Source organism: Pseudomonas sp. JL23 (assembly GCF_056933585.1).
On the sequence record NZ_JBXOSF010000002.1, the window covers coordinates 37,042 to 57,202 of the forward strand.

Genomic DNA, 20,161 nt, shown 5'->3' on the forward strand with positions numbered 1-20,161 from the left:
TTACAGGCTCAGGCGCTTGAAGATCAGGGTAGGGATGCACTTGATGATCAGCATGATCAATGCCCAGAAGCCGGGCGTGTACAGGGTGTCGGCCTTTTTTTCGATGCCTTTGACGATGCGCTGCGCGACCTGTTCTGGCGTGGCCACCAGGGGGCCTGGCAATGGCAGGCCTTTGGTCATGGGCGTGTCGACAAAGCCGGGCTTGATGGTGGTCACCTGTACGCCGACTTTGAACAGGCGTGCGCGCAGGCCTTCGCAGAAGGTCGACACGGCGGCTTTTGCCGTACCGTACAGGTAGTTGGAAGGACGACCGCGATCGCCCGCCACCGACGAAATCACGGCCAGGCTACCGCAACGCTGGGTTTCGAACTGGTTGGCCAGCACGGTCAACAGCGCGATCACCGAGGTGCCGTTATTGGCGAACTCTTGCAGGGCAACGCCGAGGTCCTGCTCGCACGCTTGCTGATCCGGCAAGGTGCCATGGGCAATCAGCGCGATATCGATCTGGCCCAGGACGCTCATGCATTGGGCAAGCATGGGCGAGTGTGCGGCGGTATCGGTGGCATCCATTTGATGTAGGTTCACGGCCTTGGCACCGCGGCCTTGCAGGTCGGCGGCGGTCTGGGCCAGTTTGTCGCTGTTGCGTGCAACCAGGAAAAACTCGGCGCCCTGGGCGGCCCACAGTCGGGCGCAGGCGGTGGCTATGGCGGATGTGGCGCCAATGATCAGAATTCGTTTCATGAGGTGACTCGTTTCCAGAATCGGGACATCAGGGAAGGATCGCGCAATGCTTCGAGCTGTTCCCAGGCCGGGTAGGCCTGACGGAAGTCGCTGCCGCTCATGTGCGCGTCCTTGGCTGGATAGAGCCGGCCGCCGGCCGCCCGGACGATGGTGTCCAGGCGCGGGAACAGTGTGTGTGTCAGTGCGCTGCTCTGCGGGAAGTCCAGTGCCAGGGAGGTCCCCGGCATCGGGAATGACAGCAGGCCAGGTGAAGCGATATCGCCGCAGCGCTTGAGCACAGCCAGGAACGAGCCCTGGCCTGAGTCGGCAATGGCGCCCAGCAGTTCACGCATCGCAACGTCGGCGCTGGCATCGGGTATCACGCATTGATACTGCTGGAACCCTTTGCGGCCATAGATGCGGTTCCAGTGCAGGATGCGATCGAGCGGGTAGAAAAACGGCGCATAGGCACTGCGGGTCGGTCTGCGCTGGCCGGGATGAACCCGCCAGTAGGCCGAGTTGAACGCTCGCAATGACAGATTGTTGATGAGGGAAATCGGCGGCGTCAGCGGTACTGACAGGCGCGAGCGCTGATCCACCTCCAGCGATCCATAGCGGGCATGATCGCCGACCATGAACACCCCTCGGCCGGTATCTGCGCCTTTGGCCAGGCAATCGATCCAGGCCACGCTGTATTCATGCTGATGATCCAGTTCGGCAGACAAGGCGAAGAATTCGGCCAGGTTGGCGAAGCGCACCACGGTGCCGTCGATCTGGCTGGTGTTGATGGGCATCAGGCGTATCTCGGCCCAGGGAATGATCCCGGTCAGCCCCAGCCCGCCGATGGTGGCGGCGAACAACTCAGGGTTTTCGCTCGCCGAGCAGGTCATCGGCTCCTGGCCTTGGCGCAACAGGCCAAAGCAGGCCACGTGGTTGCCGAAAGTGCCGCGCAGGTGATGGTTCTTGCCGTGGACATCATTGGCAATCGCGCCGCCCACCGTCGCGAATTGCGTGCCGGGCGTCACCGGCAAGAACCAGCCCTGGGGAATCGCGGCGGCGAGGATTTCTGCCAGGGTGATGCCGGCCTCGACCCGGATGACCCCGGCCTGCCAGTCGGCATGGATGAAGCGGTCCAGGGAGCGCATGTGCACGACCTGGTCACTGGCGGCCAGACAGCTGTCGCCATAACTGCGGCCGTTGCCATACGCCAGGCAGTTTCCATGGCTGTCGCTCATCTGTTTGAACAGCGGCGACACTTCACTCTGCCAGCCAGGCTCATGGCCTGTTTGCGGGGTGTGCGGATAGCGCCCCCAGGAATACAGGCCCTGGTTCATGCGGCCACCCAGAACACCAGGCAAAACAGCACACCGACAATCAGGCTGACCCGGTCACGAATGGCGAACACCACCGGGTCGTCATGCATCAGGCCACGGTGGGTCAGCATCCACACCCGGGTGATCCAGAACAGCAGCAACGGGCAGGCTATCCAGATGACTTGCGGGTTGGCGTACAGTGTCGAGGTGGTTTTGTCATTGATGTACAGCGCCATGACCATGACGGCCAGATAGCCGGATGAAGCGCCCAGTGACGAGATCATTTCCAGATCACCGGGATAATAACCACGGCCCCGGGTTTTTGTGGTGTGGCCCTTGGTACGTGCCTCGCGCAACTCGGCGTAGCGTTTGACCAACGCCAGGCTGAGGAAGATGAACATGGAAAACGCCAGGATCCAGAAGGTCAGCGGCTGTTGAAATACAGCGGCGCCCGCAATGATGCGCACGGTGTAAAGCATGGCCAGGGCAATCACATCGACGGCCATTTGCCGTTTCAGGGACAGTGAGTAGGCCAGAGTCAGGATGTAGTAGATCAACAGTACGTATACAAAATTGAGCGGCAACAGCCAGGCGCCGCCGGCAAACGCAACCACCAATAGAATGGGGAAGATCAATAAACCAAACTTTATGGATAAGCGCCCTGATGCAAAGGGCCGGTTGCGCTTGGTTTTGTGATGACGATCATCGGCCAGGTCGAGCAGGTCGTTAAGCACATAAACGCTTGACGCACAGAGCCCGAAGAATAAAAAGCCGAGAAGGCCTTGCCATAGCAACATAGGGTTGGTGATCTGGTGTGACGCCAGAAGCGGCACGAAGATCAATATGTTTTTCATCCACTGGTGCAAGCGCAATGCTTTGAACCAGACTTTGATACCCGACCGATTGCCGTCGATAACTTGCTCTACATTACCCAGACGGCTGGCTTTTGCCTGTACGCCGGACTCCGGATTGACGACATAGGCTTTACGCGCCGCCGCCCAGACCAGCATGTCGTCATGGGAATTACCCATGTAGTCGAAACCTTTCTCACCGTAATGCTCTATCAATAAATCGCGCTTGCGATGAGCAGACAAATTACGCGTGTTATCGCTGGCCATGACTTCATCGAACAATTGCAGATGCTCTGCAATACGTTCGGCCAGGGTGTAGTGGCTCGCGGTCGCCAGGACGATACGTCGACCCTTGCTCCGTTCGATTTCGATCAGTTCGATGACCTGGGGGTCATAAGGTAGAATACGAACATCAATGTCCGTTGCCAGGGCTAACTTTTCTTTCAAGATAGCCTTGCCTTTGGTCAGCCACGACAACGGCTGAAAGAGGCGATGGGGCTGGTGCCGCAAATAGGCAATACCGGTTTCTAACAAAAGATCTGAGCGTAGCAATGTCCCGTCGAGATCGACAACGAGCGGGGGAAACGGGGCTGTCACGTACACTCTTCCCTAGTTCTGATCAGGCGTGCCTGTTCACGTGAAGTGATTTGGATTCAAATTGAAACCGCAGCCAGCCTCATGGCCATCATACGGCCTCGTTTGGCTCCGAGTCTGTGCGATAAATCAATCCCCATTCTCTCATAGCTTGTTACGATTAAACCAATCTAAATCAGTCAGCCAAACCATCGCTTGTGTGCTTGTCGTCTTTAGTTGCGGGGTTATTTACCTGGTCTGGCGCGGGTAGAGCGTGATGTTCCGACGAACAACCTCATTTGTGCTCTTGGCTGGCCGACACCCTGACAAGTCGCCCACTAGAATTTCGCAGGACTCCCTCCATGGTCTCAACCGTCACGTCTTACACCGACACCCGCAACCGCGCTTTAACCGGGCAGGGCTACGATGGCGTGGTGATGGTGTCGGTGGGGGGTTATTACGGCACCGGGGTGTTGTTGTATGACGGCCAGGCGGTGCTGACGGCGGCGCATTTGTTTTCCCATGGCAGTTCGCTGACGACGGTGCTGTTCCAGACCACGGCGGGGTCGCAGTCGATGACGACCAGCGATGTCGGGGTGTTGAGCAGTTATGACGCGGCCAATACCAATAACGATCTGGCGATTGTCTGGCTCAACGGGCATGCGCCGCTGGCTGCCAATCGCTACGACCTGTATCGCAGCAGTGACGAGATCGGCCAGGCCATGACTATCGTCGGCTACGGCGAGCCCGGCACGGGGACGTCGGGGGTGTTGACCAGTTATGCGGCGGCGCCGATCCGGCAGAAGGCGGTCAATACCTTCGATGCCGATGCCTCGGACCTCAAGGCCAAGCTCGGCTCGATCATGAGCTGGACGCCGAAGACCGGCACGCAACTGGTTGCCGACTTTGATAACGGCGCTACCGCCCAGGACGCGCTGGGGCGGCTGATCGGCAAGTCCGGTCTGGGCCTGGGCAGCAGCGAGGGGATGATCACGCCCGGCGACAGCGGCGGGCCGGCGTTTATCAATGGCAAGGTCGCGGGCATCGCCAGTTACATCACCAGCCTGAGCCAGAACGGCGTGCATCCGGATATCGATAACACCTCGACCAACAGCAGCTACGGCGAGATTGGCGCGTGGCAGCGGGTCAGTGCCTATCAGCAGACCCTGGATCAGGCGATCCGCGCGCATTACACCGACGCACCGACCACGGCCGCCCAGGTCAAGACCTCGGTGACTGAGGGCAACACGGGGATGACCAATGCGTATTTCCTGTTGCAGTTCACCGGCATGCGCACCGACCCCAACACGGTGCTGAGCGTCGATTACACCACCCGCGACGGCACGGCCACGGCCGGTCAGGACTACGTGGCGGTCAAGGGCACGCTGAAGATCTACCCCAACGAGAGCCAGGCGGTGGTGGCGGTGGAGATCATCGCTGACCGGGTGGTAGAGCCGAATGAGACCTTCTTCCTGGACCTGAGCAACCCGGTGGGTGGCAGCTTCGGTGCGGGCGTGGTGACACTGACGGGCATGCGCACCATCGTCAATGATGATGGGGTGGTGGCTTAGGGCTCAGTTGTAAGAGGCATGTGGGACCGGCTTTAGCCGGGAAGGCTTGGGTACAGACGATAATGATGCATCGGCTGTGCTGAAGCCTTCCCGGCTAAAGCCGGTCCCACAAGAGTATGTCCCCTCAAAAAGTGAGTTACGGCAGATACCGCAACAACGTCCCCTTTCTCATGCCGCCGGCATTGAGGCCAATCACCATTTTGCCATCGCGTTGCAGGGCCATTTCGAAGGGCGGTTCGTTGTTGCCGCCGGTATGGGTTTCGACGCGGCCGGTGCCGTCGGTGCCGAAGCTGTGGTCAGGGCGGCCGTCGACCAGGTAGCGCGACAGGTACAGATAGGTGTCAAAGCTGGAACTGCGCGGACGCGAGCGTCCTGCCACCAATAGCCTGCCGTCTCTCAGGGAATGGATATCGCGCCATTCCACGTTGTAGTGGTCGTTGATCGGCGTGAACAGCGGCTTGCCGCCGTTGAAGTACATGTCCATCAGGCCCTTGTCGGTCAGGCCGTAGATCACGCCCTGGCCTTCGACATTGTCGGGGTTGTCGAGGGCTTCCCGGGCGCGACCGACGACGATCAGAGAGCCATCCGGGCGCAAGTCAATGCCGTGCAGATGCAGGTGCTGGCTGAACAACGACAGTTCCTGAAAGCCCGTGCCCTGCGTGCCGAAACCGCGGTCCAACTGGCCTTGGGCGTTGAGACGGGCCACCACACCTTTGTGCCAGGGTTCACCGGGATAGCTGATGTGGCCGACGAGGAGGGTGGCGTGGTCGATGTCGATCACGAAGTCGGTGATGTGCAGCGAAGCACCGGTCACGCCCAGGTCGAGCAGGCCATTGCCGTTGAAGCTGCTGTCGAGTTGGCCGTTGGCTTTGAGGCGATACAGTGCGCCGCTGTATTTTGGCGAGGGGAAGGTGAGGTCGTTGATGCCGCTATGGCAGCCCTGAATGCGCCCGTCAGGCAGCACGCGTAACTGGCCGAGCCCGGCAGCCAGGTGGTTGTAGCGGCCCACGGGCATGTCCAGGCGCAGCAGGCCCTGGTCGCCGAAGCCCAGGTCCGGCTGGCCGTTATCGAGCAGACGCAGGACGAAGCTCAGCGGGTCCGGCTGGCCCTGCATGTTCGAGTAGCCCAGGGCCTGCATCAGCAGTTTGCCGTCGGCCTGCAGAGTCAGGCGGGTGGGCATGATGGCTTTGAAGTTGACGGGGAAGGTGCCTCGCACAATGCCCTGATCGCCGAAACTGGTGTCCAGGCGGGCGTCGCCGTGCAGGCGGGTGATGAAGTATTCCACGGTGGCGTCGGTGGTCTGGGCGAAGTAGCCGCAGGCATACAGCTTGCCGTCTTCGGTCGGGGCCACGGATGAGAAAAACAGATCCATGACCGGCGCCCAATTCAGGGCGCGCAGCAGATCCACCCAGCCGGGGGCTTCGGGCCACTGGCTGAAGTCGGGGTCGAGTTGGCCGGGGTAAAGCGTTGGACGATCCATGATCCTGATCCTTTCCTTGAACGAATGCACAATGCACTCGGTAGGAAAGGGTTAATCCGATGTATGCCGGTTTTGGCAATAAACATTGGGTTTCAGGAGCCATGTTGAAAATTGGTGTGGGACCGGCTTTAGCCGGGAAGGCTTAGGTACAGACGACGAAGATGTATCGGCTGTACTGACGCTTTCCCGGCTAAAGCCGGTCCCACCAAGGTGCTTTTACCCGCGAACCTGCTCACGCCAGTACGCCAGCAACTGCTGCAGGGTTTCGCGCAGGTCGGTCGCTGGTTGCCAGCCGGTGGTGTCGCGCATGGCCTGGGTGTTGCCGGTGGCGGTGGGGATGTCGGAGGGGCGCATGCGTTCCGGGTCCTGGGTGACCTGAATGTCGGCGCTGCTCATGGCCAGCATCTCGTCGAGGATGCTGCGGATCTGCCGTGGCTGGCCGGAGCAGATGTTGAAGCAGCGCGGGTAGTCTGCGCTGCGCTCGGACAATTGCAGCAGCTTCACGTAGGCGTCGCAGACGTCGCTGACATCAAGGAAATCGCGGCTGGCGTCGAGGTTGCCGACCTTGAGCACCGGCTCCTGCTGGCCGGCTTCAATCAGGGCGATCTGGCGGGCAAAGGAGGCGGTGACGAAGTCTGCCGACTGCTGCGCGCCGATATGGTTGAACGGCCGCACGATCACGCCCGGCTGGCCCTGGCGGAAGTACTCGTTGAACGCCGCTTCTGCCGCCAGTTTGCTCGCCGCGTAAGGGTTGAGCGGCTGGCACAGGCTGTTCTCGCCCAGGGCAATGCCTTGCTTGAAGCTGGCGCCATAGACTTCCGAGGAGCTGACGAACAGCACGAAGGCCTCCGGCGCCTGGTTGCGCAGGGCCTGCAGCAGGTTGACGCTGCCGATGACGTTGGTCTGCCAGGTCAGCACCGGCTCCTTGAAACTCAAGGGCACGTTGGTGATGGCGGCCAGGTGGACGACGTGGGTCGGCTTCACTTCGGCGATGGCCTGCTCAAGGGCGGCGGCGTCGCGGATGTCGCAGGTCACGGTCTGTTGTGCGTATTGCGGCGCCGCCGAGGTGGCGCCGGTGAGGGCGATAACGTGCTGTCCGGCCTGGTGCAGGATCTTGCACAGGATCTGCCCGACGAAGCCGTTGGCGCCTGTAATGAGGATGCGTTGCATGGTCGGTTTCCTTGTTGCCGTACGCTGGCTTGCGAGTCTATCAGTGTGTCAGCGCGGGCTGACCGTGCGGTAGATATCCAGGGTTTCCTGGGCACAACGTTTCCAGGAAAAAGCCTTGGACCGCAAAAGTCCGGCATCTGCGACGCCCAGGCGTAATTGTTCATCGCTGAGCAGGGCGTCCAGGTGCATCGTCAGCTGTTCGGCGTTGCCGCGCTCGACCAGCAGCGCGCTGCCTTCGGTGAATTCCGACATCGAGGTGTCAGCGGTGCAGACCACCGGCACGGCGCATTGCATGGCTTCCAGCACCGGCAGACCGAAACCTTCATACAGCGACGGGTAGGCAAAGACGGCGGCCCCGGCATAGAGGGTTGGCAGGTCGCTGCCGGCGACGAAGGACAGCTGACGCACGCCATGGCTGGCTTCCAGGGCCTTGATGCGCTCGCTCAGGCCGTGGTTCTGCCAGCCCGGCGCACCGGCCAGGACCAACGGATAGGCCTGGCGCAGTTCTGCCGACAGGTTGCACCAGGCATCGAGCAGGGTGTCGACGCCCTTGCGTGGCTCCAGGGTGCCAACAAACAGCACGTAGCGGCCATGCTGCAGGCCGTAGCGATCAAGGATCGGCCGGGTCTGCTCGGCGGTCTGCGGGCCGTAGGCCTCGGAGGCACCGAGGTAGACGGTGCGCACCTTGTCGGCGCTGACCTTGAAGTCGCTGATCAGCTCGTCGCGGATCAGGTCCGAGTCGGTGATCAGGAAATCGGCCCGGGCCAGGGTTTTAGGCAACTGATCACTGAGCCAGTCCACACGCTTTTGCGGGTGGAACTGCGGGTAATGAATAAACGACAGGTCATGAATCGTCGCCACGCTGGGGCCGGAGTGGGCCTTGAGCATGAAATTGGGCTCGTGATAAACGAAGTCCCGACGCTGGCTGGCGCGCAGGCGCAACTGGGCGTTGCGCAGCTTTTCGCGCATGCGGTAGGCGAAGGTCCAACTGCGCAGCAGGGCGCGCAGGCGCGATTGCGCAGGCGGCGCAGTGCCGTCGTCGCGGGTGCGGACATAGTGGCTGCTGGCAGCGGCGCAATTGGCCAGGGCCTGCTCGGCGGTGAAGTATTTGGCGCCGATGAAGCACTCGATGGTCTCGATGTCTTCATCCTGCAGCTGTTCGATCAGGTTGTAGGTGTAGTTGCCGATGCCGGTGAGCGGGGGGATGAGCGATTCGATATTGAGCAGAAGCTTCATGAAGTCGGTCTTACCTGGCTGCGCCAGTCGGCGAGCAAATCGAGAAATGAGGGGATGAACGGCGCCCTGCCGCGAGGCGGCGAGTTTACCAGTCTGTAGGCTTTACGCCTCAGCTTTGTAAGAAGCTTCGACATATGCTCGTTGCTAAATCCCGTCCCCTGTGTGAGCATCTGCGCAACTATTGGCATTTACCTGAAAAAAACCTTGTCTTCAGGGGCCATCAGGCAGCTAATAGCCTTTTTTGACGTCAAGGATTTGTGTAGGGCGATTCTGACGGTAACAACCGTAAATATATTTTCATTTGACGGTTGACGAGGGTCTGTGCGGGAATCATTGTGGCGTTTCAATATCATCTGTTGCATTGAGACGCCTAAATGAAAAAAATCTTCGCTGCTGTGGGCCTTTCGCTGTTTGCTGTGCACGCTGTAGCTGCGACCATCAAGATTGAGAATCAGTCTTCTTGGGAGATTCATGAGGTCTACTTCGCACCGTCGAGCCAGGACGACTGGGGCGATGACCATTTGGGCAAGCAGATTCTCAAACCAGGTACTACCCTGACGCTGACGGGCGTAACGCCGGGCAAATGGGATGTGCGTCTGGTCGATGAAGATGAAGACGAGTGCATCGTTACGGGTCAGAAGATCGCCGAATCGGAAAAATTCGTGATCGATGACAAAGATTTGATCAGTTGCCAGAAGGCGACTGAAGAGTAAGTTCTGATCGTTGCCATTCTCCAGGGTGGTTATGATGGAAGCTGGGCACCGTGGGGCAGCCCCCCACGGTGCTTTTTTTTGCCTGGAGAAAAGTGAACGGCCCTGAAATCCTGCTCTCAGTGGGACCGGCTTTAGCTGGGAAAGGGCTGTTACATCCGCCGCATCTGTTTGATCAGCAAAGGACGCCTTCCCGGCTAAAGCCGGTCCCACAAAAGCCGAACCCCGAGCAGCTCAGCTCAACCAGATCCCGCCATTGAGCGCCGGGGCGGTGGCGGCGATGTTTTCGTTGCTTTCGGCGAAGGCGGCCAGTACTTCATAGGCCGGTGTCCCGCTGTTCATGGCAGCAAACCAGTAGGCCTGGCCTACGGCGTCAGGCGCACGGTGCAGGACGTGCTGGTAGTAGCTGTTGAGGATGGCGGTCGTGTCGTTGCTCGGGTTCAGGGTCTTGAACTCGGTGCTGTTGACGAAGCCATTGGCCACGTCCTTGAGCGACATGCCGTTGTCCATCTGCTTGACCCAATAGTTGAGCCCGGTCAGATCCGCCTTGCGGTCGAATGCTGCCTGGTAGATACGGTAGGCCGAACCGGTGTTCTCGCCGGCCTTGACGTCCAGGGCCAGGATCGAACCATTGCCCGCTTCGATGCGCTCGATGCCATTGAGGGTGTCGGTCTTGCCCAGGGTCGTGACCTTGTAGCCGCTGCCGCTGGGCGTGACGGTAATGCCGTATTTGCCTGCGTCATACAACACTGTGTCGACGCCTGCGCCGCCGAAGAAGGTGTCATTGCCGGTATAGCCGTAAAGGGTGTCGTTGCCTGATGAGCCGTTGATGGTGTCGCTACCGCGCATGAATAGAGCCAGCATTGCGGCATCGGAGGGCGCCAGCAGGAATTGTCCGACGGTTACGGACATAGCGGAAAAGGTGAGATAGGGCGCACCGTTCAAGGAGAACGTAAGGCCCGTTATGGTCCCGCCGGTAATACCTGAAGCGTCGTATGTGAAGATACCGTACAGGTCGGTGTTGTGAGCCCCATCGCTGAGCTGCCCATGAGTCGAGGTGATCAGGGTTACTCTGCCGTTCAACCAGTCGTACAGGCTGTAGCTGCCAACGGGGCGGTTAAAGGTAATGTTGCTCATGAGCGTCCTTATCCATGGAGGGGCGAACAGGCCGTCAAGACCCGTGCTAAAGCGATAGCGGCGAAATAATGTCATGCGTGATACACAACGGTACATACCGACTATAAAAACGCCTTCTTGTTCCACCGCCGACGCCCTTCAGCGCGCTAGTTGCAACACGTGTGCCCCCCTCGGATAATGCGCGACCCGCTACGCACCCGTAGCACCAGAATGGAGTATCTATGTTCACCCCCGTAATCCTGGCCGGCGGTAACGGTTCGCGCCTGTGGCCTCTGTCGCGGCAGAGTTTTCCCAAGCAGTTCCTCGCCCTCGACGGGCAGGATCAGGGCACGATGTTCCAGCGCACGCTGGCCCGTCTGCAGGGCCTGGAGCACTCTCCAGCCATGGTGGTGAGCAACGAAAATCATCGGTTTATCGTCGCCGAGCAACTGCGCGTGGCGAAGATGACCAGCCGCCGGATCATTCTCGAGCCGCTGGCGCGCAATACCGCCCCGGCCATTGCCTTGGCCGCGCTGGAAGCTACCGCCGACGGCAGCGACCCGATCCTGCTGGTGCTGGCCGCCGACCACCATATCGATAACGAAGACAGCTTCCGTCAGGCCGTCAGCGTTGCCCAGGTGCACGCAGCGGCCGGGCGTCTGGTGACCTTCGGCATCACGCCGACCCACGCCGAGACCGGTTTCGGTTACATCCAGTGCGGTGCCGCAGTGGAGCAGGGCGGTTTCGACATTGCCGCGTTCAAGGAAAAGCCATCGCAGGTGCTGGCCGAGGAGTACCTGTCTTCGGGCGTGTACCTGTGGAACAGCGGCATGTTCATGTTCCGCGCCTCGGTGTTCCTGGCCGAGATGCAGCAGCATCGCCCGGACATCCTCGCCGCCTGCCGCGTGGCGCTGGAACACGCTCAGGCCGATAGCCACTTCCTGCATGTACAGGCCGAGCAGTTCGCCTTGTGCGCCGATGAGTCGGTGGACTATGCGGTGATGGAGCACACCAACGCTGGCCTGGTCGTGCCGCTGGATGCCGGCTGGAACGACCTGGGCAGCTGGTCGGCGATCTGGGACGTGGGCCCGCACGACGCCAACGCCAACCGTCTGGAAGGCGACGTAATCGCCATCGACACGCGCAATTGCCTGGTGCAGTCCCATCATCGCCTGGTCGCTACCGTGGGCCTGGAAGACCTGATCGTCATCGAGACCAAGGACGCCGTACTGGTTGCCAACAAGCACGACAGTCAGCAGGTCAAGGATGTGGTCAAGCGTTTGCAGGCCGAAGAGCGCGAAGAGTTCGTCAGCCATCCGCTGGTCAACCGTCCGTGGGGCCATTACGACACCGTCGACAAGGGCGAGCGTTATCAGGTCAAGCGCATCAGTGTGTTGCCGGGTGAGTGCCTGTCGCTGCAACTGCACTACCACCGCGCCGAGCACTGGATCGTGGTGTCGGGTACGGCCAAGGTCATCTGCGGCGACAAGGAACTGATCCTCTCCGAGAACCAGTCCACCTACATCCCGCTGGGGGTCAAGCACTCCCTGGCCAACCCGGGCAAGGTGCCGTTGGAGTTGATCGAAGTGCAGTCCGGGGTCTACCTGGGCGAAGACGACATTGTGCGTTTCGAAGACCGTTACGGCCGCCTGGCCAAGTAACGGCTGCCGGCGCCTGCTCTTGCGGGCGCCGTCATCGCTCGCCTTATAGCTTCAGGTAACTCCCCATGCTTTCCTCTATGCCCCCCTCTTTCAAAGCCCTGGTCTGGGCGCTGCCCATGGCCTTGCTGCTCACCGCCTGCGACAAGCCGGAGAAAACCCCGGCGCCTGCCCAGGCCCCTGCGGTCGAACCGCACACCACTTACGTGAAAGCGGGCTGGGATGCCTTGCCACCTGTGGCCGATGCCGACCTGCAGGCCGGTTTTGCGTCCTGGCGCAGCGCCTGTGCGACCCGGCTCAAGACCGACGCGGTGTGGGCCGAGACCTGCGCCGCGGCGCTGAACCTGCCGGTGGTGCCGACGGCGGCGGACATTCGCAGTTTCTTGCAGGCGCGCTTGCAGGTCTACAGCCTGCGCGCGGCGGGGGGCAGTGCCGAGGGGCTGATCACCGGGTATTACGAGCCGGTCTACCCCGGCAGCCTGACCCGCAGCGACGTAGCAACAGTGCCTGTCTACGGCGTGCCGGATGACCTGATCATCGTCAATCTGGAAAGCATCTACCCGGAACTCAAGGGCAAGCGCCTGCGCGGACGTCTCGAAGGCCGGGTGCTCAAACCGTATGACGACGCGGCGGTGATCAACGCCCAGGGCGTCAAGGCGCCGGTGATTGCCTGGCTGACCAGTCAGATGGATCTGCAATTTCTGCAGATCCAGGGCTCGGGACGGATTCGTCTGAACGACGGCAAGCAACTGCGCATCGGTTACGCCGACCAGAACGGCCACCCGTATAAAGCCATCGGCCGCTGGCTGGTGGAGCAGGGCGAGTTGAAGAAAGAAGACGTGACCATGGGCGCTATCTCCAGCTGGGCCAAGGCCCACCCGCAGCGCATCGGCGAGTTGCTGGCGAGCAACCCCAGTTATGTGTTCTTCGCCCGCAACCCGGACAGCAACGAAGGCCCGCGCGGTTCGCTCAATGTACCGCTGACCGCCGGTTACAGCGTGGCGATTGATCGCAAGGTGATTCCGTTGGGCAGCCTGCTGTGGCTGTCGACCACCCGCCCGGACGGCAACCCGCTGGTGCGCCCGGTAGCCGCTCAGGACACGGGCGGAGCCATTGCCGGTGAAGTGCGCGCCGACTTGTTCTGGGGCACCGGCGATGCCGCCGGGGATCTGGCCGGAAACATGAAACAGAAAGGCGCAATCTGGCTGCTGTGGCCGCAGAAGGCGGCGTTGCCGCAGCCGTAGGTTGTACATGTGAAATGCTTTTTCTGTGGGACCGGCTTTAGCCGGGAAGAGGCCGGTACATCCGCCGCATTTGTGTGATCGGCAAGGACGCCTTCCCGGCTAAAGCCGGTCCCACATGTGTAGGCCAACTATAGGGCCATACTCCGATTGCGCCCCGTACGCTTGGCCAGGTACAGCGCCGAGTCGGCGTTTTCGACGAAGCCTTTGACGCTGACGTCCATGCCCGGCACTTCGGTATGGCAACCCATGCTCACGGTGACCACCTGTTCCGGGTTATCGGCGTGGGGCAGGTGTTCGTTGTAGATGGCCAGGCGGATGACTTCGGCCATGTTCAACGCGCCGTCGCTGTCGGTATCCGGCAGCAGGATGGCGATTTCCTCGCCGCCATAGCGCACGCCCAGGTCGCCCGGGCGCCGCAGGCTTTGCTTGACCACGTTGGCCACCGCGACGATGCAGGCGTCGCCGGCGACATGGCCGTAGCGGTCGTTGTAGCTCTTGAAGAAATCGATATCGAGCATGAGCAGGCTCAAGGGCGCCGCGCCACGCTGACCACGCAGAAACTCCAACTCCAGGTTCTTCTCGAACAGGCGTCGGTTGGCCAGGCCCGTCAGGCTGTCCTTGAGGGCCAGCTCCTCGAGCACGCTCTGGGTGTCGCGCAGATCGGCCTCGATGCGTACGCCGTAGCGCAGCTGTATCACCAGCATGAAGCCGAACAGGGTGTTGACCACCAACAGGGCGAAGATGATGCCGTAGGTGTTGCGCGCCGAGTCCTGCCATTCGGCGAGGATGGTGCGTCGGGAAATCCCTGCAGCGACGACCACGTTGTAATTCTCTACGGTGCGATAGCCATACAGACGCATGATCCCATCCAGAATCGACGGCACCATGGCCACCCCGGAGCTGGCGTAAGGCAGGTAGTTGGAGAAGAGCTGCCCCTTGGCCAGGCTGGCGCCGATGTTTTCTTCGGCGAACGGGCGCCGCGCCAGGATCGTCCCGTCGGCCCTGGCCAGAAAGATCACGCCGTCGTCGCCAATGCCGAAACTGGCGAAGTACTTGTCGAAGTACGACATCTTGATAGTCGCCAGGGCCACGCCGAGGAACTGGCCGTTGTCATCGTTGATGCGCCGTGAAAGCGGGATGATCCATTCGCCCGTGGTGCGGCTGTGGATCGCCGTGCCGATACGCGGGACCAGCGATGTGTGAGTGGCGTGAAACTGAAAATACTCGCGGTCGGCGTTATTGGCCCCCGGCGCAATCTGGCCGAAGGAAGACAGCAACCATTCGCCGTCCTTGCCGTAGATGAACACCCCGTGCAACTGATTGACTGCGCGTACCTGCTGCTCGGTGAAGGCCTGGACGTTGGAGTTGTTGTGCTCGCTGCGGCGGTTGGCGTGGAACAGCTCGATGGTGCCGCTGAGCACGATATTGGCCTCATCGAACGCATCGGCGGCCTGTTGGGCCATGGCCTTGGCCAGGTTGGTGCTGTCCATGCGCGCATGATCGAGTTCGTGATCGCGGGCCTGGAGCAGTTGATAGATCGACAGACCGATGATCGACGCACAAACCACAATGATAAATGCGATCGAGACCTTCACCACGGGCATGCGCTTGAGCCTTCCGGTGACGCTCTTCTGGGTCGCGGCTAAAAACTCAGGCAAAGGCAAGGCATCCTGTGGAGGGGTAAAAGTCTCTTTGCGCTGCAAGGAATCATCTGGGGTTATCGACAGTGGTCAGGGAATCTGAATGCGTGGCCTGGGCAACTCGGCATAACTATAGTGGACGCCACGAAATACATTTCGTGCGAAGCGCCCTGAGTCACTTTTCGGTCACTGACGATGCCCAGGACGGTGCGCAGCTTGAATGAGCTGGGTGGATTGGTAAAACAATTCAGAATTTGAAATGCTTTAGCGCTGCCAGCTCGCTCCTACGGGAGTCGCGCAACTAGATAGATATATAGCTATCTATCTAGATATAAATCAAGGACGGTCCGCTCTATGATCTCTTCCACCACCTCCCGACTCTGCCCCCTCCTGGCCCCCTGGCTCATGCGGCTTGGCGCGTTCTTGATCACCCTGATCATCTTCCTGATCGACAGCCTCAGCTCCCTCGACGTGGCCATCGCGGTGTTGTACATCGTGGTGATTTTGATTGCCGTGGACCTGTTCTCGCGTCGGGGCGTGCTGATCGTGGCCTATGCCAGTGTGGCCCTGACCCTGAGCGCCTATGTGATCGCCCATGGCGACGAGTTCTGGGGCCCGGCGTTCGGTCGTTGCCTGGTGAGTCTGGCGGCCATTGCCATTGCCGGGTACCTGGCGCTGAAGAACAAGGCCGGCAAGGACCAGTTGCAGGAACAAGTGCGTCTGCTGCATCGCAGTGAGGCGTTTCTGGCCGGGGCCCAGCGCCTGAGCCAGACCGGCAGTCTGGGCCTCGAATTGCCCGGCACAGCCATGTATTGGTCGGATGAGGCGCGGCGGATTTTCGAGTTCGACGCCGGACAGCAACCTTCGGTGCACGCCATGCTTGAGCGGACCCACCCGCAGGATCGCACGCTGTTGCGCTCGATCATCGACCAGGCCGATGCCGGCACCGTGAACCTGGCCGCCGAGTTTCGTCTGCGGATGCCCGATGGCCGTACCAAGCATGTGCGCATGCTGGCCCGGGAGGTCGAGGACGGTGCCGGTCATCGCGAGTATGTCGGAGCGCTGATGGACGTCACCACGGCCAAGAACGCTGAAGAGGCCCTGCATCGGTCCCAGAGCGACCTGGCCCATATCACCCGGGTCACGACGCTGGGTGAGCTGGCGGCGTCCATTGCCCATGAGGTCAATCAACCCCTGGCCGCGGTCATCACCAATGCCGAGGCCGGGCTGCGCTGGCTCAACCGTGAGGTGCCGGACATCGGCGAAGTGCGCGCGGCCATCGAGCGGGCCAAGAGCCAGGCGCACCGTGCCAGCGAGGTGATCCGGCGTATCCGCGCGCTGTCACGCAAGACCGACCCGCAGAACGTCAGCCTCGATCTGCCGGAAGTGATCGAGGAGTCCATCGCTTTGGTCCAGCGCGAGATCCAGCGCCAGCGCGTGACCCTGAGCGTGCAGATTGACGAGCCGCTGCCTGCGGTGCGCGGCGATCGCATCCAGCTGCAACAGGTGATCATCAACCTGATCATGAACGCCGTGCAGGCCATGGCGGCTTCCCCGGACGGTCGCCGTGATGTGTTCGTGCATCTGCGTCATACCGAGGGCGAAGGCGTCGTGCTGCAGATTCGCGACAGCGGCCCCGGTATTGATGCGCAGAACATGGGCAGCCTGTTTGATCCATTCTTCACCACCAAGGCCAACGGCATGGGCATGGGCCTGTCGATCTGCCGCTCGATCATCGAATCCCACGGCGGCCGGATCTGGGCTGACAGCGAGCCGGGGCAGGGCGCGGTGTTGAGTTTTGCGTTGCCAGGGGAAACGAACGGCTAACTAATGTGGGACCGGCTTTAGCCGGGAAGGGGCCGGTACATCCGCCGCATTTGTTTGATCGGCAAGGTGCCTTCCCGGCTAAAGCCGGTCCCACAAAAAAGCCGGGTCACAAGAAACAGACTGCTCATATACCCAGGTATAGGTCCGCCAACCCCATAGCTGATCGGCACGTCCATGGTTGAATGCTAAGGTCGCATCCTTTGCCAGAACCGTCATTTATTCAGGGAGATACCCCGCATGCTCAGCGCAAGTCGACGCAGGATCGGCCTCTGGCTGTTGTTGGCAGCCGCTATGGCCGGTGCGCTGGGCGGTCTGTTGTACCTGGATTATCGCCAGGTGCAGCGTCAGGCCGAAGCGGATATCGGCAATCTCAACCTGATCTTCGAAGCGCGCCTGAATGCCACGCTGCAAGGCTTCCAGGCCAGCCTGCAAGGTATTGCTCTGCGTATCGATGACGGCCTGTTCAGTTTGCCGGCCGGCAGTGCGACGGGGCAGCGCAAGCTCAAGGCGCTGGGCAGCCGCTTTGGCGAGATGGGCGACTTCGACGTGTTGGCCAGCGATGGCCGCCTGTTGCTGCGCACCGATGAAAAAAGCGCCGAGCCGTCGACCGACGAGCTGCATTTCTGGGCCACGTTGACGCCGCAGCCAGATGATCAGGGCAGCCTGACGCCGATGGTCATGGGCAACGACAAGGGTCGCGACGTGCTGCACATGGCGGTCCCGGTGTTCGACAATCAACGTCGGCATATCGGTTGGGTGGCGTTCAGCCGTCCGCTCAAGACCATGCTGGAGCTGTTCGACCAGATCGATGTCGGGCGTCATGGCGTGATTACCGTGCGCCGCGCTGACCGGCCTGATCTGGTACTGCGCGTGCCCAAGGCCGACAACCCTTATCGTCAGTACACCGCCGACAAGATCGATCAGATGATTATCAAGGGCGAGCAGCAGGGCAAAGTCGTCATGCCGTCGCGCATCGATGGCATCAAGCGCCTGTATGGCTTCAAGCGCGTCGGTCAGTTTCCCCTGGTGATCGTCACGGGTCTGGCGTCCGAGGATTATCTGGCGAGCTGGAAATACACGGTGATCGCCGCTGTATTGATGTTCAGCGTGCTGTCGCTGGCGATTTTCGGTTTGAGCCAGCGTTTGCAGCGTATTCGCCTGCGTCGTCAGCAGGTGGTCGATGAGCTGCGTGACAGCGCCTTTCACGACGCCCTGACCGGGCTGCCCAACCGGCGTTTCCTGCGCGAGCGGGTCAACCATTGCATCAGCGCGTGCAGCGCCGGGCAGCAACGTCTGGCGCTGTTGTATTTCGACGTCGATAACTTCAAGACCATCAATGACTCCCTCGGCCATGTCTCCGGTGACCTGATCCTCGAAGGCCTGGCTGGGCGCCTGCTGGCCCTGCAGCCCCGGATAGACACGGTGGCCCGGCTGGGCGGCGATGAGTTTCTGATTCTGATCAATGACGACAACCGCGAGTACCTGGTCGAGGTGATCGACCATGTTCTGCAGGCGGTGCGCGAGCCGTTCCAGATCCAGGACTATCGCCTGGCCGTCAGCGCCTCCATCGGCGTGGCGTTGTATCCCGAGCACGGCAATGACTTCGGCTCCTTGCTCAAGGCCGCCGACACGGCGCTGTATCAGGCCAAGAGCAACGGTCGCAACACCTGGGCCTTCTACGAGACCGCCATGGGCGAGCGCGGGCTGTGGTTGCTGCAGATCCAGACCCAACTGCGCAACGCCCACGAGCAGGCCGAGCTGAGCATTCACTATCAGCCCCAGATCGATTTGCTGACCGGCCGGGTCATCGGCGCCGAGGCATTGATGCGCTGGTGGCACCCGGAAAAGGGCGCGATCCCACCGTCGGAGTTCATTCCGGTGGCCGAGTCCAGTGGTCTGATCCTGCCCATGAGCCACTGGCTGCTGCATGAAGTCTGCAAACAGGCGGTGGCCTGGCAGCGCGCCGGTTTCGGTGAGCTGACGGTGGCGATGAACTGCTCGGCCGTGCAGTTTCGTCAGGACGGTCTGGTCGAGCAGGTCCGCCAGGCCTTGCAGGACACCGGGCTCAAGCCGTCGCTACTGGAACTGGAGTTGACCGAGTCGATCCTGATCGAGAATTCCGAGCGGGTCATGACCATGATTCGCGATCTCAAGGCGCTGGGCGTGAAGATGTCCATCGATGACTTCGGTACCGGTTATTCGAGCATGGCCTACCTCAAGCGCTTTGAGGTCGACAAGCTCAAGATCGACCAGTCCTTCGTGCGCGGCATGCTCGACGATCCCAAGGATGCCGCCATTGTTCGTGCGGTGATCGGGCTGGGCCACAGCCTGGACATGACGGTGATCGCCGAGGGCATCGAACACGCGGGCATAGTCGCCGCCCTGATCGACCATGGCTGTGACGAGGCTCAGGGCTATCACTACGCCAAGCCTTTGGCCGTGGCGGACTTCCACCGCTACATGCTGGCGCACCAGGAAGCGCTGCCGGCCTGATCAAGTGGTCAGAAAATACGCCTCCGGTCAGTCTGGCCCGCGCGTTATACGTGGGTATGATTCCGCCGTGGGCGTGCACTGGTTAACGTGCACCTCTGCGCCGTGTCGGTGCAGGGTGGTTCATTCGAATTGAAGGTAAAGGGTTTGTCCAAGCTTGCGGTGATAGCGGTTGTCGACGATGACACGGCAGTGCGCACGGGCATTGACAGCCTGATTCGTTCACTGGGGTGGCGGGCGTGTCTGTTTGCCTCGGCCATGGCATTCCTCGACTCCGATTGCCTGCATCAGGTTGATTGTCTGATCACCGACGTGCAGATGCCCGGCATGAGCGGCCTGCAGTTGCACGAGCAACTGACGGCCCGAGGCCTGGCGATCCCGACGCTGTTTATCACCGCCTTCCCCGAAGACAGTATCCGCCGCCGGGCCATGACCGGCAGCGCGGTAGGCTTCCTGGCCAAGCCCTTTAGCGCTCAGGCGTTGATTGATTGCCTTGAGTCGGCGCTGGCCTGAGTCTGTGCTTTCCCGGTGGGACCGGCTTTAGCCGGGAAGGCGCTATTTC

The 20,161-nt window shown here is 61.1% G+C and carries 15 protein-coding genes; 7 read left to right on the plus strand and 8 right to left on the minus strand.

Going from position 1 to position 20,161, the window contains the following annotated elements; translation table 11 throughout:
* From AC1Z24_RS31720 to AC1Z24_RS31730, 3 genes are read right to left on the minus strand one after another with little or no spacing between them, the layout of a single operon-like run.
* Nucleotides 1–741 carry an SDR family oxidoreductase gene (locus AC1Z24_RS31720; RefSeq protein WP_483746817.1) on the minus strand — a complete coding sequence of 247 codons (741 nt, stop codon included), beginning with the start codon at nucleotides 739–741 and terminating at the stop codon, nucleotides 1–3.
* Nucleotides 738–2,054, minus strand: coding sequence for an FAD-binding oxidoreductase (locus AC1Z24_RS31725; protein WP_483746818.1), 1,317 nt, complete (start codon nucleotides 2,052–2,054; stop codon nucleotides 738–740). Before AC1Z24_RS31725 ends, AC1Z24_RS31720 begins: the two co-directional genes overlap by 4 nt.
* Entirely contained in the window at nucleotides 2,051–3,487 is a 1,437-nt protein-coding gene (locus AC1Z24_RS31730) for a UbiA family prenyltransferase (protein WP_483746819.1), read from the minus strand. The genes AC1Z24_RS31725 and AC1Z24_RS31730 overlap by 4 nt, the downstream gene beginning before the upstream one ends.
* A gap of 332 nt (nucleotides 3,488–3,819) precedes the next feature.
* Here AC1Z24_RS31730 and AC1Z24_RS31735 point away from each other — a divergent pair, with 332 nt between their 5' ends.
* Nucleotides 3,820–5,028 (plus strand): Calx-beta domain-containing protein, encoded by a 1,209-nt coding sequence (locus tag AC1Z24_RS31735; protein ID WP_483746820.1) that lies wholly within the window; start codon nucleotides 3,820–3,822, stop codon nucleotides 5,026–5,028.
* Between the two features lie 136 nt (nucleotides 5,029–5,164).
* Here the strand turns inward: AC1Z24_RS31735 and AC1Z24_RS31740 are convergent, their stop codons facing one another.
* The 3 genes from AC1Z24_RS31740 to AC1Z24_RS31750 all read right to left on the minus strand — a co-directional run bounded on the left by AC1Z24_RS31740 (nucleotide 5,165) and on the right by AC1Z24_RS31750 (nucleotide 8,914).
* The gene (locus tag AC1Z24_RS31740; protein ID WP_483746821.1) at nucleotides 5,165–6,508 is read right to left on the minus strand and encodes an NHL repeat-containing protein; all 1,344 of its coding nucleotides are present in this window, start codon (nucleotides 6,506–6,508) and stop codon (nucleotides 5,165–5,167) included.
* 216 nt (nucleotides 6,509–6,724) lie between these two features.
* Complete coding sequence (locus AC1Z24_RS31745) at nucleotides 6,725–7,678, minus strand: GDP-mannose 4,6-dehydratase (RefSeq protein ID WP_483746822.1); 954 nt, start codon at nucleotides 7,676–7,678, stop codon at nucleotides 6,725–6,727.
* Nucleotides 7,679–7,726: 48 nt separating this feature from the next.
* Nucleotides 7,727–8,914, minus strand: a complete 1,188-nt coding sequence (locus AC1Z24_RS31750) for a glycosyltransferase family 4 protein (RefSeq protein WP_483746764.1) — start codon at nucleotides 8,912–8,914, stop codon at nucleotides 7,727–7,729.
* Between the two features lie 374 nt (nucleotides 8,915–9,288).
* Between AC1Z24_RS31750 and AC1Z24_RS31755 the strand changes: the two genes are divergently transcribed.
* Nucleotides 9,289–9,627 carry a hypothetical protein gene (locus AC1Z24_RS31755; RefSeq protein WP_259110154.1) on the plus strand — a complete coding sequence of 113 codons (339 nt, stop codon included), beginning with the start codon at nucleotides 9,289–9,291 and terminating at the stop codon, nucleotides 9,625–9,627.
* Nucleotides 9,628–9,858: 231 nt separating this feature from the next.
* Here the strand turns inward: AC1Z24_RS31755 and AC1Z24_RS31760 are convergent, their stop codons facing one another.
* Nucleotides 9,859–10,761: a DUF4214 domain-containing protein gene (locus tag AC1Z24_RS31760; RefSeq protein WP_483746765.1), complete on the minus strand. Its 903-nt coding sequence runs from the start codon at nucleotides 10,759–10,761 to the stop codon at nucleotides 9,859–9,861.
* A gap of 221 nt (nucleotides 10,762–10,982) precedes the next feature.
* Here AC1Z24_RS31760 and AC1Z24_RS31765 point away from each other — a divergent pair, with 221 nt between their 5' ends.
* Both AC1Z24_RS31765 and mltA read left to right on the plus strand, forming a co-directional pair.
* Nucleotides 10,983–12,401, plus strand: coding sequence for a mannose-1-phosphate guanylyltransferase/mannose-6-phosphate isomerase (locus AC1Z24_RS31765; RefSeq protein ID WP_483746766.1), 1,419 nt, complete (start codon nucleotides 10,983–10,985; stop codon nucleotides 12,399–12,401).
* Between the two features lie 77 nt (nucleotides 12,402–12,478).
* Nucleotides 12,479–13,642, plus strand: coding sequence for a murein transglycosylase A (mltA, locus tag AC1Z24_RS31770; RefSeq protein WP_483746767.1), 1,164 nt, complete (start codon nucleotides 12,479–12,481; stop codon nucleotides 13,640–13,642).
* Nucleotides 13,643–13,770: 128 nt separating this feature from the next.
* Here mltA and AC1Z24_RS31775 read toward each other — a convergent pair whose 3' ends face one another.
* Nucleotides 13,771–15,246: a sensor domain-containing diguanylate cyclase gene (locus AC1Z24_RS31775; protein WP_483746824.1), complete on the minus strand. Its 1,476-nt coding sequence runs from the start codon at nucleotides 15,244–15,246 to the stop codon at nucleotides 13,771–13,773.
* 390 nt (nucleotides 15,247–15,636) lie between these two features.
* Between AC1Z24_RS31775 and AC1Z24_RS31780 the strand changes: the two genes are divergently transcribed.
* From AC1Z24_RS31780 to AC1Z24_RS31790, 3 genes are all read left to right on the plus strand, one after another.
* Nucleotides 15,637–17,109 (plus strand): sensor histidine kinase, encoded by a 1,473-nt coding sequence (locus AC1Z24_RS31780; protein WP_483746768.1) that lies wholly within the window; start codon nucleotides 15,637–15,639, stop codon nucleotides 17,107–17,109.
* A gap of 237 nt (nucleotides 17,110–17,346) precedes the next feature.
* Nucleotides 17,347–19,602 (plus strand): bifunctional diguanylate cyclase/phosphodiesterase, encoded by a 2,256-nt coding sequence (locus AC1Z24_RS31785; protein WP_483746769.1) that lies wholly within the window; start codon nucleotides 17,347–17,349, stop codon nucleotides 19,600–19,602.
* 144 nt (nucleotides 19,603–19,746) lie between these two features.
* On the plus strand, nucleotides 19,747–20,112 hold the full coding sequence (locus AC1Z24_RS31790; RefSeq protein WP_483746770.1) for a response regulator transcription factor: 366 nt from the start codon (nucleotides 19,747–19,749) through the stop codon (nucleotides 20,110–20,112).
* The last annotated feature ends 49 nt before the right edge of the window (nucleotides 20,113–20,161 follow it).

What these genes read in the sequence shown, in the direction of transcription:
- AC1Z24_RS31745 (WP_483746822.1), bottom strand. Translation starts at nt 7,678, where the DNA reads ATGCAACGCATCCTCATTACAGGCGCCAACGGCTTCGTCGGGCAGATC.
- AC1Z24_RS31740 (WP_483746821.1), bottom strand. Translation starts at nt 6,508, where the DNA reads ATGGATCGTCCAACGCTTTACCCCGGCCAACTCGACCCCGACTTCAGC.
- AC1Z24_RS31735 (WP_483746820.1), top strand. Translation starts at nt 3,820, where the DNA reads ATGGTCTCAACCGTCACGTCTTACACCGACACCCGCAACCGCGCTTTA.
- AC1Z24_RS31755 (WP_259110154.1), top strand. Translation starts at nt 9,289, where the DNA reads ATGAAAAAAATCTTCGCTGCTGTGGGCCTTTCGCTGTTTGCTGTGCAC.
- AC1Z24_RS31775 (WP_483746824.1), bottom strand. Translation starts at nt 15,246, where the DNA reads ATGCCCGTGGTGAAGGTCTCGATCGCATTTATCATTGTGGTTTGTGCG.
- AC1Z24_RS31780 (WP_483746768.1), top strand. Translation starts at nt 15,637, where the DNA reads ATGATCTCTTCCACCACCTCCCGACTCTGCCCCCTCCTGGCCCCCTGG.
- mltA (WP_483746767.1), top strand. Translation starts at nt 12,479, where the DNA reads ATGCCCCCCTCTTTCAAAGCCCTGGTCTGGGCGCTGCCCATGGCCTTG.
- AC1Z24_RS31785 (WP_483746769.1), top strand. Translation starts at nt 17,347, where the DNA reads ATGCTCAGCGCAAGTCGACGCAGGATCGGCCTCTGGCTGTTGTTGGCA.
- AC1Z24_RS31750 (WP_483746764.1), bottom strand. Translation starts at nt 8,914, where the DNA reads ATGAAGCTTCTGCTCAATATCGAATCGCTCATCCCCCCGCTCACCGGC.
- AC1Z24_RS31720 (WP_483746817.1), bottom strand. Translation starts at nt 741, where the DNA reads ATGAAACGAATTCTGATCATTGGCGCCACATCCGCCATAGCCACCGCC.
- AC1Z24_RS31725 (WP_483746818.1), bottom strand. Translation starts at nt 2,054, where the DNA reads ATGAACCAGGGCCTGTATTCCTGGGGGCGCTATCCGCACACCCCGCAA.
- AC1Z24_RS31760 (WP_483746765.1), bottom strand. Translation starts at nt 10,761, where the DNA reads ATGAGCAACATTACCTTTAACCGCCCCGTTGGCAGCTACAGCCTGTAC.
- AC1Z24_RS31765 (WP_483746766.1), top strand. Translation starts at nt 10,983, where the DNA reads ATGTTCACCCCCGTAATCCTGGCCGGCGGTAACGGTTCGCGCCTGTGG.